We start from the raw sequence: 11,745 nt of genomic DNA, 5'->3' as shown, positions 1-11,745 counted from the left end.
CTCGTACTGGATGTACTCGGGTCTGGGCCCGGTGCGGCGAGAGTGCGTGCATGGCGTCGCGGGGCAGGCGGGAATTTGACGACAGGGCCTAGGGCAGCCGTGTGTAGTCGGTCGTGAGGAGCAGGTCCTTGGCGGGGCCGCCCACCCGCCACACGGTGCGCCAGTGGTCCTCGTCCCGCACCGTGAACTCGCCCCGGTAGAGGTCCGCCGCGCACGGGTGGTCGGTGACGTACCGGCCGGTGATCAGGTCCAGGTCGTGGAAGGGGCGGCCGTCGGAGAACTGGACGAGGGCCGCCGCCGGGCTCGGCCCCGGCAGGAACCGCAGCGTCCGTTCGGCGGGCCGGGACGTGCCCTGCCACACGAACGTGCCGGATTCCCGGTGCAGAAGTCCGTGCGGAGATCCTGGTTCCTCCAGTGGGCCGAAAACCGTCGTCCCCGTGAACCACCCCTCCGCATCGCTCGCGAGATCCCGCACCGAGCGCTCCACCCGCCAGCTCCCGCCCAGGTGGGCGAGCACGTCCGTCACTGGCCAGAACTCGCCCATACCGTCCCGCTCTCCGTCCCATGCGATGCCGCGCGACCCATTGACGCGCTCTGACCCCCTCCCTATCTTGCCGTTCGAAGTATTGATCGTTGTCCGAAATCCCGAACAACTCAAGACCTCGAACAACTCAACACCACAGAGCCGCGGAGTATCCATGTCACGCACCCGCACCCGTTGGAGACTCGGACTCACGGCCACCGCACTCCTGGTGGCCTCAGCCGTCGTTCCCGGGCCCGCCCACGCCGCCGCCGACGTCACCGACTACGCGATCACCGTCGACCCGAAGGCCTCGGGCGCGAAGATCGACGACACCATGTACGGCGTCTTCTTCGAGGACATCAACCGCGCCGCGGACGGCGGACTGTACGCGGAACTCATACAGAACCGGTCGTTCGAGTACAGCACCGCCGACAACAGGTCCTACACGCCGCTCACCTCCTGGGCCACCACGGGCACCGCGACGACCGTGGACGACGACGGTCGCCTCAACGCCCGCAATCGCACCTATCTCGCCCTGGGCGCCGGCTCGTCCGTCGCCAACTCCGGTTACAACACCGGGATCAGGGTCGAGAGCGGCAAGACGTACGACTTCTCGGTCTGGGCCCACGCCGACGCGAGGACGCCGCTCACCGTGACGCTGCACGACGCCGACGGCGCGCTCGCCGAGGCCCGGCAGGTCACCGCGCGCGGCGGCTGGGCCAAGTACCGGGCCAGGTTCACCGCCACCCGCGACAGCACCACCGGGCGCCTCACCGTCGGCTCCGACGCTCCCGTCGCGCTCGACATGATCTCGCTGATCCCCCGGGACACGTACAAGGGCCACGGCCTGCGCAAGGACCTCGCCGAGAAGATCGCCGCCCTGCACCCCGGCTTCGTGCGCTTCCCCGGTGGCTGCCTGGTCAACACCGGCAGCATGCAGGGCTACGACGAGGCCTCGGGATATCAGCGCCGGCGCTCGTACCAGTGGAAGGACACCGTCGGACCGGTCGAGCAGCGCGCCACCAACTCCAACTTCTGGGGATACAACCAGAGTTACGGGCTCGGCTACTACGAGTACTTCCAGTTCGCCGAGGACATCGGCGCCATGCCGCTGCCCGTGGTACCCGCGCTCGTCACCGGCTGTGGCCAGAACGAGGCCACCGACGACGACGCGCTCCTCGAGCGCCACATCCAGGACACCCTCGATCTCATCGAGTTCGCCAACGGGCCGGTGACCAGCGAGTGGGGCAGGAAGCGGGCGGCGATGGGCCACCCGAAGCCCTTCCACCTCACCCACCTGGAGGTGGGCAACGAGGAGAACCTTCCCACCGAGTTCTTCGCCCGCTTCAAGCGGTTCCGCGCTGCCATCCAGGCCAAGTACCCGGACATCAAGGTGATCTCGAACGCCGGACCCGACGATTCCGGCACCACCTTCGACACCGCCTGGAAGCTCAACAAGGACGCGAACGTCGACATGGTCGACGAGCACTACTACAACAGCACCCAGTGGTTCCTTCAGAACAACGACCGCTACGACTCCTACGACAGGAACGGCCCCAAGGTCTTCCTCGGCGAGTACGCCTCCGGTGACAACACCTTCAAGAACGCCCTCGCCGAGGCCGCGTACATGACCGGTCTGGAGCGCAACGCCGACGTCGTCAAGCTTGCCTCGTACGCCCCGCTGCTCGCCAACGAGGACTATGTGCAGTGGCGGCCCGACATGATCTGGTTCAACAACCACGCCTCGTGGGGCTCGGCCGACTACGAGGTGCAGAAGCTGTTCATGAACAACGTCGGCGACCGGGTGGTGCCGTCGACGGCCACCACCACGCCCTCGCTGAGCGCGCCCATCTCCGGCGCCGTCGGTCTGTCGACCTGGGCGACAACGGCGGCGTACGACGATGTGAAGGTGACCGGCGCCGACGGCACCACGCTGCTCAGCGACGACTTCAGCGGTGACGCCTCCCGGTGGACCCACACGGGCGGCGGGAGCTGGAGCCTCCAGGACGGGCAGTACGTGCAGACCGACGTGAGCGCCGAGAACACCATGGTGTCGGCGGGCGACCCGGCCTGGCACGACTACGACCTGCACGTGAAGGCCACCAAGAAGTCCGGCAAGGAGGGCTTCCTCGTCGCCTTCGGCGTCAAGGACACCGGCAACTACTACTGGTGGAACCTCGGCGGCTGGAACAACACCACGACCGCGGTCGAACAGGCCGTGGACGGCGGCAAGTCGACCCTGATCTCCAAGCCCGGCACGATCGAGACGGGCAAGGCGTACGACGTCGACATCAAGGTCCGCGGCCGGCAGGTGACCCTCTACCTGGATGGCCAGGAGTGGGGGAGCTTCAGGGACGACAAGCCCGCGGAGCCGTTCCGTCAGGTCGTCACGCGGGACGCGAGGACCGGCGACCTGATCGTCAAGGTCGTCAACGCGCAGGCGGCGGACGCCCGTACCGCGATCGACCTGGGCGGGGCGAAGGTGGGCCGCAAGGCGGCCGTCACCACCCTCCAGGCCGCGCCGGAGGCGGTGAACTCGGAGAGGGTGACCGCGGTCGCCCCCGTGAAGTCCGCCTTCGACGGCGTCACCGACAAGTTCACCTACACCTTCCCGGCGAACTCCGTGACCTTCCTGCGGATCAGACAGCGGTAGCCGGAGGCGTGGGCTGCTGTCCGGCGGGCAGCAGCCCACGCTCGGCGAAGACCTTCTTCGCGACCAGGCTCGCGTTCATCGCCTTCGGTATGCCGCAGTAGACGGCCGAGTGCAGCAGCGACTCCACGATCTCGTCCGGAGAAAGACCCACGTTCAGCGCCGCGTTGACGTGCACCTCCAACTGCGTCTCACAGCCGCCGAGCGCGGTGAGCATGCCGAGCGTCACCAACTGGCGGTCGCGCGGGGCGAGTCCGGGCCGGTCGTAGATGTCGCCGAAGGCCCAGGAGACGATCTGGTGGCCGAGTTCGGGATTGATGTCGCCGAGCGCGTCGACGACGCGCTCTCCGGCCTCGCCGTCGACGCGCTTGAGGACCTCGAGGCCGTGCTCGAAGCGCTCTTCGCGAGTGGTGGCGGTGTTCGTGAGCGTCATGAGAGTGCGTCCGATCCCGGCTGGTCGAGCAGCCGTTCGTAGTGGTCGATCTTGTCGTCGAGGGAGGCCGCGTTGCGGCGCAGCGCCCGGATGCGGTCCGCGAGGTCGGCGCGGTGCTCCCGGAGCATCGCGAGCCGGTCGGGAACCGTGACGTCGCCACGCGCCCGCAACTCGGCGAACCGCTGCATGTCCGCGATCGACATGCCGGTCTCGCGCAGCCGGATGAGGAACTCCAGCCAGGCCAGGTCGGCCGCCTCGTAGCGCCGCTGGTTCCCGGTGGTCCGGCCGACCCGTTGGATCAGGCCGGCCTTCTCGTAGTACCGCAGCGTGTCGTGCGAGAGTCCGGTGCGCTCGACGACCTGGGCGATCGTGAGCGTCGGCTCCTGCGGGAGGGGCTGTTCGCTGGTCATGGAGAAACCGTAGAACCTGGAGTGTGCTCCAGGTCAAGCTTCATCTGCCGGACCATCCTGGAGATGGGTGATCCCGGAGCGGGGCCGACGGCGTTTCGGCCCGGCCCGGGAGCGGGGCCGACGGCGTTTCGGCCCGCCTCGGGAGGGGCGCCGGGTCAGGAGCGGCGGCGGGGCTTGCCTCGCTTGGCGCCGCCCTTGGCGCCTGCGGAACCGCCGCTGCGGGGGTTCCTGCCGGTCGTCGACTTGCCGGACGACTTGCCCGCCGCGGGCTTGCGCCGTGTGCCGCCGCCCGTCTCGGGGCGCTTGGCCTTCGACGGGGCCGCGGGCGCCGCAGGGGCCTGGGCACGCCCCCGTGAGCTGTTGACGGTCCGGCCGCGGACGATCCCGATGAAGTCCTCGACCAGGTCGGTGGTCGCGTCCTGTGGCCAGGACAGCGCGACGCGTGACTCCGGGGCGTCCGTGACCGGCCGGTAGGTGAGGTCCTTGCGGTGGTGCAGGCGGGCGAGGGACTGGGGGACGACGAGGAGCCCGATGCCCGCCGCCACGAGTTCGACGGCGTCCGCCGTGGTGGCGGGGCGCTCGAACGCGGGCTGCCCCGGCGGACGCTCCCAGTCGAGGGTGTCGTCGAGGGGGTGCAGCACGATCTCGTCGGCGAGATCCTCGGAGGTCACCTCGTCGACCGCCGCCACGATGTGGTCCTTCGGGACCACGACCACCGTCGTCTCGGTGTAGAGGGGGATCGTGCTGAGGTCCTCCCGGTCGACCGGCAGCCGGACGAATCCGGCGTCGGCGCCGCGGCCCCGCAGCACGTCGAACGCCTCGTCGGTGGAGACCGCGACGAGCGTCAACGGGATGTCGGGCAGCCGCTCGTTCCAGATCCGCACCCACTTCGTGGGCGTCACTCCCGGGACGTAGGCGAGCCGGAACGAAGGGGGTACTTCCGAGCCTGTCACCTCGCCAGGCTATCGGTCGTGGTCGGAGGTCGCGCACACGCTCGATACCCTTGACGCATGACGTCGCACCAGACCACCCAGACCATGAAGCCCGCCACCGCGGCGAAGAAGCTGGGTGTGTACCTCGAGGCCACCCCCGCCGAGTTCCAGGAGGGCGTCGTCTCTCGCACCGAACTGAACGCCCTGCAGGCCGATCCGCCCGCGTGGCTCCAGGAGCTGCGGCGCAACGGCCCGCACCCCCGTCCCGTGGTCGCCGCGCGGCTGGGCATCTCCATCGCCGGGCTCGCCCGCGGCGGGGTCACCGACGCCCTCACCACGGAGCAGATCGACGCCCTGAAGCAGGAGGACCCGGGGTGGCTGCGCCGGGAGCGCGCCACTCAGGCCGAGGTCCGCAAGGAAGAGGTCCGCCTCAAGGAGAAGCGCGCGGAGCAGCACGCTGAGCGGAACACGGAGCGCGCCGCCCAGCCCCGCAGTTCCCGTTCCTGACCCCGCCCCGCCCGACGGGCCCGCCACACGACGGTGTTCCGTGTCCGTGGTCGGGGCCCTGGTGGCCGGACGCGTGCCGTGAGATCGTCCGCGGGTGAGCGACGCTGCTGAGGAAGTCGTCCCGGGGCCGCCGGACGATCGTGCCGCATCCGTTCTGCGGTTCGCGGTGGAACTCGTCGCCTGGGTGGCGACACCTTGGGTGCTGGCCGATCATTCCTGGCTACTGGCCGCTCTGTCCCTGATATTGCTGATCGGCCTTCCGGCGGTCCTGTCCACCCCGGGGGACAAGGCCCACGTGATCATCGCCGTACCCGGCTGGGTCACGATCCTTCTGGTGCTGCTGCAGCTCGTCGCGGCAGTGGCCTCCTCGTGGGTGCTGTGGCCCACGTGGGCGGCGGTCGCGGTCACCGCGCTGGCCGCCACCGTCCTCGTCACGGAACGCCCGCGCCGGCGGTGGCTGCTCTCCATCCGCTGAAGGGCCCCCGGGCCGCGTCTCCCACGTGTAGGGGTGTCGTCAAGGCTCCGCGTCAGGACGGGGCGAGGACGCAGAACTCGTTGCCCTCCGGGTCGGCGAGGACCGTCCACGGCACTTCGCCCCGGTCCACGTCGACGGGCGTCGCACCGAGAGCCTTCAGGCGCGCGACCGACTCCGCCCGATGGGCGCCCGCTCCTCACGCGCTCAGCCCTGCCAGGTGGACTGCTCACTCGCCGGAGGAAACGCTCAGTCGCCAAGGGCCGGCCGGGACAGCCATGCATGGATTGCATAAACGTGCAGCGAAACGTATAGTCATGCCATCTAGGAGGAGGGTTCCATGGTGGTACGCGCAGCAGTGGCGGGAGCGAGTGGGTACGCGGGCGGCGAAGCCCTGCGTCTGCTCCTGGCGCACCCCGAGGTCGAGATCGGTGCACTGACCGGCAACGCCAACGCGGGCCAGCGCCTCGGCGCTCTGCAGCCGCACCTGCTGCCGCTGGCCGACCGGGTCCTCCAGGAGACCACCCCGGACGTCCTCGCCGGCCACGACGTCGTCTTCCTCGCGCTGCCCCACGGGCAGTCCGCCGCCGTCGCCGAGCAGCTCGGCCCGGACGTCCTCGTCGTCGACATGGGCGCCGACTTCCGGCTCAAGGACCCGGCGGACTGGGAGAAGTTCTACGGCTCCGCGCACGCCGGCACCTGGCCCTACGGCCTTCCCGAACTGCCGGGCGCCCGCGCCGCGCTGGAGGGGTCCAAGCGCATCGCGGTGCCCGGTTGCTACCCCACGGCCGTCTCCCTCGCCCTCTTCCCGGCGTACGCGGCCGTACTCGCCGAGCCCGAGGCCGTGATCGTCGCCGCGTCCGGGACCTCCGGCGCGGGCAAGGCCGCCAAGCCCCATCTGCTCGGCAGCGAGGTCATGGGCTCCATGTCCCCGTACGGAGTCGGCGGCGTCCACCGCCACACCCCCGAGATGATCCAGAACCTCGGCGCGGCGGCGGGGGAGCCGGTCACCGTCTCCTTCACGCCCACCCTCGCGCCGATGCCCCGGGGCATCCTCGCCACGTGCAGCGCGAAGGCGCGTGCAGGGGTCACCGGTGAGTCCCTGCGCGCCGCGTACGAGAAGGCGTTCGCCGACGAGCCCTTCGTCCACCTGCTGCCCGAGGGGCAGTGGCCCGCCACCGCGTCCGTCTACGGTTCCAACGCCGTTCAGGTCCAGGTCGCGTACGACGAAGCGACGCACCGCATCATCGCGATCAGCGCCATCGACAACCTGACCAAGGGCACGGCCGGCGGGGCCGTGCAGAGCATGAACATCGCCCTCGGGCTTCCCGAGGAAACGGGTCTTTCCACGATCGGAGTCGCACCGTGAGTGTCACGGCAGCACAGGGATTCCAGGCTGCGGGCATCGCCGCCGGGATCAAGGAGAACGGCAACCCCGACCTGGCCCTCGTGGTCAACAACGGGCCCCGCCTCGCCGCCGCGGGCGTCTTCACCTCCAACCGCGTCAAGGCCGCGCCGGTCCTCTGGTCCGAGCAGGTCCTCAAGGGCGGTCAGGTCTCCGCCGTGATCCTCAACTCCGGCGGTGCCAACGCCTGCACGGGCCCCAAGGGCTTCCAGGACACGCACGCGACCGCCGAGAAGGTCGCCGCGGTCCTCGACGTCAACGCCGGCGAGGTCGCCGTCGCGTCGACCGGGCTCATCGGCGTACTCCTGCCGATGGACAAGCTGCTGCCCGGGGTCGAGTCGGCAGCCGCCCAGCTCTCCGCGCACGGCGGCGAGAAGGCCGCCATCGCCATCAAGACCACCGACACCGTGCACAAGACCTCGGTGCACACGGGCGACGGCTGGACCGTCGGTGGCATGGCCAAGGGCGCGGGCATGCTCGCCCCCGGCCTCGCCACCATGCTCGTCGTGCTGACGACGGACGCGGACCTCGACTCCGAGACCCTCGACAGGGCGCTGCGCGCCGCCACCCGCACCACCTTCGACCGCGTCGACTCCGACGGCTGCATGTCGACCAACGACACCGTGCTGCTGCTCGCCTCCGGCGCTTCCGCGGTCACCCCCGAGTACGCGGAGTTCGCCGAGGCCGTACGCGCGGTCTGTGACGACCTCGGGCAGCAGCTCATCCGGGACGCCGAGGGAGCCGCCAAGGACATCAAGATCGAGGTCGTGAACGCCGCGAGCGAGGACGACGCCGTCGAGGTGGGCCGTTCCATCGCCCGCAACAACCTCCTCAAGTGCGCGATCCACGGCGAGGACCCCAACTGGGGACGCGTGCTGTCCGCGATCGGCACGACCGGCGCCGCCTTCGAGCCCGACCAGCTCAACGTCGCCATCAACGGCGTCTGGGTCTGCAAGAACGGCGGGGTCGGCGAGGACCGCGAGCTCGTCGACATGCGCTACCGCGAGGTCCACATCGTGACGGACCTCGCGGCAGGCAATGAGTCTGCGACGATCTGGACCAACGACCTGACGGCCGACTATGTCCACGAGAACAGCGCCTACTCCTCTTGACGTGCCCGCTTGGTTGTCGCGGGTCCTCGTCGTCGCCGACGAGGGTTCCTGCTTCACAGGCGGCCACTCGCCCCGGACGTGTCCGAGATGAGTCTTACATCGCCTCCGCAGGCCAACACCGCCCGCCCGGCGGCTGATCCGAGATCTTTCCGAAAGTCGGCTATGACGGTCAATCACTCAGAAGAGCGAAAGTCCTCGACTCGTAAACACACCGCACTGCCCAAGGCCCGGATCCTCATCGAGGCACTCCCGTGGCTGACCCGCCACAACGGCAAGACGGTCGTCATCAAGTTCGGCGGAAACGCCATGGTGAACGAGGAGCTGAAGGCCGCCTTCGCCCAGGACGTGGTGTTCCTGCGGCAGGCAGGACTCAAGCCCGTCGTCGTGCACGGCGGCGGCCCGCAGATCAGCGCCGCCCTCGACCGGCACGGCATCGTCAGCGAGTTCAAGGCGGGCCTGCGCGTCACCACCGAGGACGCCATGGACGTCGTACGCATGGTCCTGGCCGGTCAGGTGCAGCGCGAGCTGGTCGGACTGCTCAACCAGCACGGGCCGCTCGCCGTCGGCATGACCGGCGAGGACGCGCACACCATCACCGCCACCAAGCACCAGCCCGAGATCGACGGGGAGTTGGTCGACATCGGGCGGGTGGGCGAGATCACCGCGATCGACACGGGCGCGATCGAGGCACTGCTCGCCGACGGCCGGATCCCGGTCGTCTCCTCGATCGCCCGGAGCCAGGACGACGGACATGTCTACAACGTCAATGCTGATACGGCGGCTGCGGCTCTCGCTGCGGCACTGGGCGCCGAAACCCTCATGGTCCTCACGGACGTCGAGGGCCTCTACGAGGACTGGCCCGACAGCGACGAGGTGATCAGCCGTCTGACCGCCTCCGAACTGGAGAAGCTGCTGCCCGAACTGGCCAGCGGCATGGTGCCGAAGATGGAGGGCTGTCTGCACGCCGTGCGCAACGGCGTCACCACCGCCCGCGTCATCGACGGCCGGGTCCAGCACTCGATCCTGCTGGAGATCTTCACCGACGAGGGGATCGGCACGATGGTCGTGCCGGACGCACGGCCCGATGAACAGGGGGACGCCGAATGACCGGGACCAACGAGGAGCTCACCCAGCGGTGGCAGGGCGCGCTCATGGACAACTACGGCACCCCGCGGCTGCCGCTCGTCCGCGGCGAGGGCACCCGGCTGTGGGACGCCGACGGCAAGGAGTACCTCGACTTCGTCGGCGGTATCGCGGTCAACGCGCTCGGCCACGCCCACCCGGCGATCGTCGAGGCCGTGAGCCGGCAGATCGCCTCCCTGGGCCATGTCTCCAACCTCTTCGTCGCGGAGCCGCCGGTCGCGCTCGCCGAAAAGCTGCTCCAGCTCTTCGGCCGCGAGGGACGGGTGTACTTCTGCAACTCGGGTGCCGAGGCCAACGAGGGCGCGTTCAAGATCGGCCGGCTGACCGGCCGGAGCCACATGGTGGCGACCCACGGCGGCTTCCACGGCCGCACCATGGGCGCGCTCGCGCTCACCGGCCAGCCCGGCAAGCAGGAGCCGTTCCTGCCGCTGCCCGGTGACGTGACGCACGTCCCCTACGGTGACGCGCAGGCGCTGGCCGCGGCGGTCACCGAGGACACGGCCCTCGTGATCATCGAGCCGATCCAGGGCGAGAACGGCGTGGTCGTACCCCCGCCCGGCTACCTCAAGGCCGCTCGCGCGATCACCGCCGCCACCGGCAGCCTCCTCGTCCTCGACGAGGTGCAGACCGGCATCGGCCGCACCGGGCCCTGGTTCGCCTACCAGGACCACGAAGGTGTCCTGCCGGACGTCGTCACCCTCGCGAAGGGCCTCGGCGGCGGACTGCCGCTCGGCGCGACCGTCGCCTTCGGCCGGGCCGCCGAGCTGCTGAAGCCCGGCCACCACGGTTCGACCTTCGGCGGCAACCCGGTCGTCTGTGCCGCCGGACTCGCCGTCCTCGACACGATCGCGTCCGAGGGGCTCCTCGAGAACGTGAAGGCCGCGAGCGAGAAACTGCGGGGCGGAATCGAGTCACTCGGTAACCCGTTGATCGACCATGTCCGAGGTACGGGCCTGCTCCTGGGTATCGTGCTCACCGAGCCGCTCGCGCCCCAGGTGCAGCAGGCGGCTCAGGACGCCGGTCTCCTGGTCAACGCGCCCGCCCCCGATGTCGTACGGCTGATGCCCCCGCTGAACCTGAGCGACGACGAGGTGGACGCGTTCCTCCAGGCCCTTCCCGGTGTCCTCGACGCTGTAGCCAACGGGGACGGACGAGCCAAAGAATGAGACGACGACGATGAGCCAGGCGCAGGATCACGAGCACGTCGGGCCTGCCGTGCCGCAGACCCGCACCGCACGCCACCGCCGGATCGTGGACATCCTCAACCGGCAACCGGTGCGATCCCAGAGCCAGTTGGCGAAGCTTCTCGCCGACGACGGGCTGAGCGTCACGCAGGCGACGCTCTCCCGGGACCTGGACGAGCTGAACGCGGTGAAGATCCGCAACAACGACGGCGACCTCATCTACGCGGTGCCGAGCGAGGGCGGTTTCCGCACCCCGCGCGCGCCGCTGGGGGAGTCGGCGAAGGAGGAGCGGATGCGGCGGCTCTCGGCGGAGCTGCTGATCTCCGCGGAGGCGTCCGCGAACCTCGTGGTTCTCCGTACCCCGCCGGGGGCGGCGCAGTTCCTCGCCTCCGCCATCGACCAGGCCGAGCTGCAGGACATTCTCGGGACGATCGCCGGTGACGACACGTTGCTGCTGATCAGTCGTAATCCGACGGGTGGGCAGGCCTTGGCCGATCACCTGTTGCGGTTGGCTCAGAACAATCATTGAGCTGTACGACGGTGGGGGCGCACCCCGGGTCGGGGTCCGCCCCCGGTCTCACCCCAGGCGTTGAGCCAAGCCCCCGGTGCATCTGACCTCGTCTCCCGCCGTGATCAGTAGGGCCTCGATGTCGGGGAGGGACTCCAGCCAGGTCAGGGCCTCTCGGGATCCCATCGCGAAGGCGGCTGTCGCCCAGGCGTCCACCCAGGTCATGCGGGGACCCACCACGGTCACGGCGACCAGGTCGGTGACCGCGGAGCGGCCGGTGCGGGGGTCGACGATGTGGGCGCCGCGCTCGGCGGTGCCGGAGGTGGCCACCGACAGTTCGTCGACTCCGGCCGCGGAGACCACGGCCGCGAGTGAACCGGGACGCAGCGGGTCCGAGACGCCGACCCGCCACGGGCGGTGCGTGCCCGGCGCGCCGAGCAGCTGGACGTCGCCGCCGCCGTTCACG

13 protein-coding genes and 1 pseudogene are annotated in these 11,745 nt (G+C 69.9%); 8 read left to right on the top strand and 6 right to left on the bottom strand.

The features are described from left to right. Positions 1 to 88: 88 nt before the first annotated feature. Positions 89 to 544 (bottom strand): DUF6314 family protein, encoded by a 456-nt coding sequence (locus ABZ656_RS51880; protein WP_101406170.1) that lies wholly within the window; start codon positions 542 to 544, stop codon positions 89 to 91. A 154-nt stretch (positions 545 to 698) separates the two neighbouring features. On the opposite strand from ABZ656_RS51880, the gene ABZ656_RS51875 reads away from it, so the two are divergent. After that, entirely contained in the window at positions 699 to 3,176 is a 2,478-nt protein-coding gene (locus ABZ656_RS51875) for an alpha-L-arabinofuranosidase C-terminal domain-containing protein (RefSeq protein ID WP_360278911.1), read from the top strand. On the opposite strand, the gene ABZ656_RS51870 is transcribed toward ABZ656_RS51875, so the two are convergent. From ABZ656_RS51870 to ABZ656_RS51860, 3 genes are all read right to left on the bottom strand, one after another. Continuing rightward, positions 3,163 to 3,606 (bottom strand): carboxymuconolactone decarboxylase family protein, encoded by a 444-nt coding sequence (locus ABZ656_RS51870; protein ID WP_101406172.1) that lies wholly within the window; start codon positions 3,604 to 3,606, stop codon positions 3,163 to 3,165. The two genes, ABZ656_RS51875 and ABZ656_RS51870, sit on opposite strands and share 14 nt — an antisense overlap. After that, a complete protein-coding gene (locus ABZ656_RS51865; protein WP_101406173.1) occupies positions 3,603 to 4,016 on the bottom strand; it encodes a MerR family transcriptional regulator in 414 nt (137 codons plus the stop codon). The genes ABZ656_RS51870 and ABZ656_RS51865 overlap by 4 nt, the downstream gene beginning before the upstream one ends. A gap of 155 nt (positions 4,017 to 4,171) precedes the next feature. Then, entirely contained in the window at positions 4,172 to 4,969 is a 798-nt protein-coding gene (locus ABZ656_RS51860; RefSeq protein ID WP_360278907.1) for a LysR family substrate-binding domain-containing protein, read from the bottom strand. Between the two features lie 57 nt (positions 4,970 to 5,026). On the opposite strand from ABZ656_RS51860, the gene ABZ656_RS51855 reads away from it, so the two are divergent. Both ABZ656_RS51855 and ABZ656_RS51850 read left to right on the top strand, forming a co-directional pair. Beyond that, positions 5,027 to 5,455 (top strand): DUF5997 family protein, encoded by a 429-nt coding sequence (locus tag ABZ656_RS51855; RefSeq protein ID WP_101406174.1) that lies wholly within the window; start codon positions 5,027 to 5,029, stop codon positions 5,453 to 5,455. 94 nt (positions 5,456 to 5,549) lie between these two features. Further along, positions 5,550 to 5,930, top strand: a complete 381-nt coding sequence (locus ABZ656_RS51850; RefSeq protein WP_101406175.1) for a hypothetical protein — start codon at positions 5,550 to 5,552, stop codon at positions 5,928 to 5,930. Positions 5,931 to 5,988: 58 nt separating this feature from the next. Here ABZ656_RS51850 and ABZ656_RS51845 read toward each other — a convergent pair. Then, a pseudogene (locus tag ABZ656_RS51845) lies at positions 5,989 to 6,117 on the bottom strand (VOC family protein); the annotation flags it as partial. Between the two features lie 150 nt (positions 6,118 to 6,267). Between ABZ656_RS51845 and argC the strand changes: the two are divergent. From argC to ABZ656_RS51820, 5 genes are all read left to right on the top strand, one after another. Then, complete coding sequence (gene argC / locus ABZ656_RS51840; RefSeq protein ID WP_360278903.1) at positions 6,268 to 7,296, top strand: N-acetyl-gamma-glutamyl-phosphate reductase; 1,029 nt, start codon at positions 6,268 to 6,270, stop codon at positions 7,294 to 7,296. Further along, positions 7,293 to 8,444, top strand: coding sequence for a bifunctional glutamate N-acetyltransferase/amino-acid acetyltransferase ArgJ (argJ, locus tag ABZ656_RS51835; protein WP_360278900.1), 1,152 nt, complete (start codon positions 7,293 to 7,295; stop codon positions 8,442 to 8,444). Before argC ends, argJ begins: the two co-directional genes overlap by 4 nt. A 162-nt stretch (positions 8,445 to 8,606) precedes the next feature. Beyond that, positions 8,607 to 9,551, top strand: a complete 945-nt coding sequence (gene argB / locus ABZ656_RS51830; RefSeq protein WP_101406178.1) for an acetylglutamate kinase — start codon at positions 8,607 to 8,609, stop codon at positions 9,549 to 9,551. Beyond that, positions 9,548 to 10,753, top strand: a complete 1,206-nt coding sequence (locus ABZ656_RS51825) for an acetylornithine transaminase (RefSeq protein WP_101406179.1) — start codon at positions 9,548 to 9,550, stop codon at positions 10,751 to 10,753. Before argB ends, ABZ656_RS51825 begins: the two co-directional genes overlap by 4 nt. A gap of 10 nt (positions 10,754 to 10,763) precedes the next feature. Further along, entirely contained in the window at positions 10,764 to 11,300 is a 537-nt protein-coding gene (locus tag ABZ656_RS51820; RefSeq protein ID WP_101406180.1) for an arginine repressor, read from the top strand. A gap of 48 nt (positions 11,301 to 11,348) precedes the next feature. On the opposite strand, the gene ABZ656_RS51815 is transcribed toward ABZ656_RS51820, so the two are convergent. Then, the coding region (locus ABZ656_RS51815) for an FAD:protein FMN transferase (protein WP_360278895.1) at positions 11,349 to 11,745 on the bottom strand (397 nt) is incomplete at its 5' end.

It is taken from the genome of Streptomyces sp. NPDC007095 (assembly GCF_040634475.1).
GTDB lineage: Bacteria > Actinomycetota > Actinomycetes > Streptomycetales > Streptomycetaceae > Streptomyces.
Note: the sequence above shows the minus strand (reverse complement) of the source record. Positions and strands in the feature narration are given on the sequence as shown.

Coding starts and splice junctions, on each gene's coding strand:
- ABZ656_RS51880 (WP_101406170.1), bottom strand. CDS start 544: ATGGGCGAGTTCTGGCCAGTGACGGACGTGCTCGCCCACCTGGGCGGG.
- ABZ656_RS51875 (WP_360278911.1), top strand. CDS start 699: ATGTCACGCACCCGCACCCGTTGGAGACTCGGACTCACGGCCACCGCA.
- ABZ656_RS51870 (WP_101406172.1), bottom strand. CDS start 3,606: ATGACGCTCACGAACACCGCCACCACTCGCGAAGAGCGCTTCGAGCAC.
- ABZ656_RS51865 (WP_101406173.1), bottom strand. CDS start 4,016: ATGACCAGCGAACAGCCCCTCCCGCAGGAGCCGACGCTCACGATCGCC.
- ABZ656_RS51855 (WP_101406174.1), top strand. CDS start 5,027: ATGACGTCGCACCAGACCACCCAGACCATGAAGCCCGCCACCGCGGCG.
- argC (WP_360278903.1), top strand. CDS start 6,268: ATGGTGGTACGCGCAGCAGTGGCGGGAGCGAGTGGGTACGCGGGCGGC.
- argB (WP_101406178.1), top strand. CDS start 8,607: ATGACGGTCAATCACTCAGAAGAGCGAAAGTCCTCGACTCGTAAACAC.
- ABZ656_RS51825 (WP_101406179.1), top strand. CDS start 9,548: ATGACCGGGACCAACGAGGAGCTCACCCAGCGGTGGCAGGGCGCGCTC.
- ABZ656_RS51820 (WP_101406180.1), top strand. CDS start 10,764: ATGAGCCAGGCGCAGGATCACGAGCACGTCGGGCCTGCCGTGCCGCAG.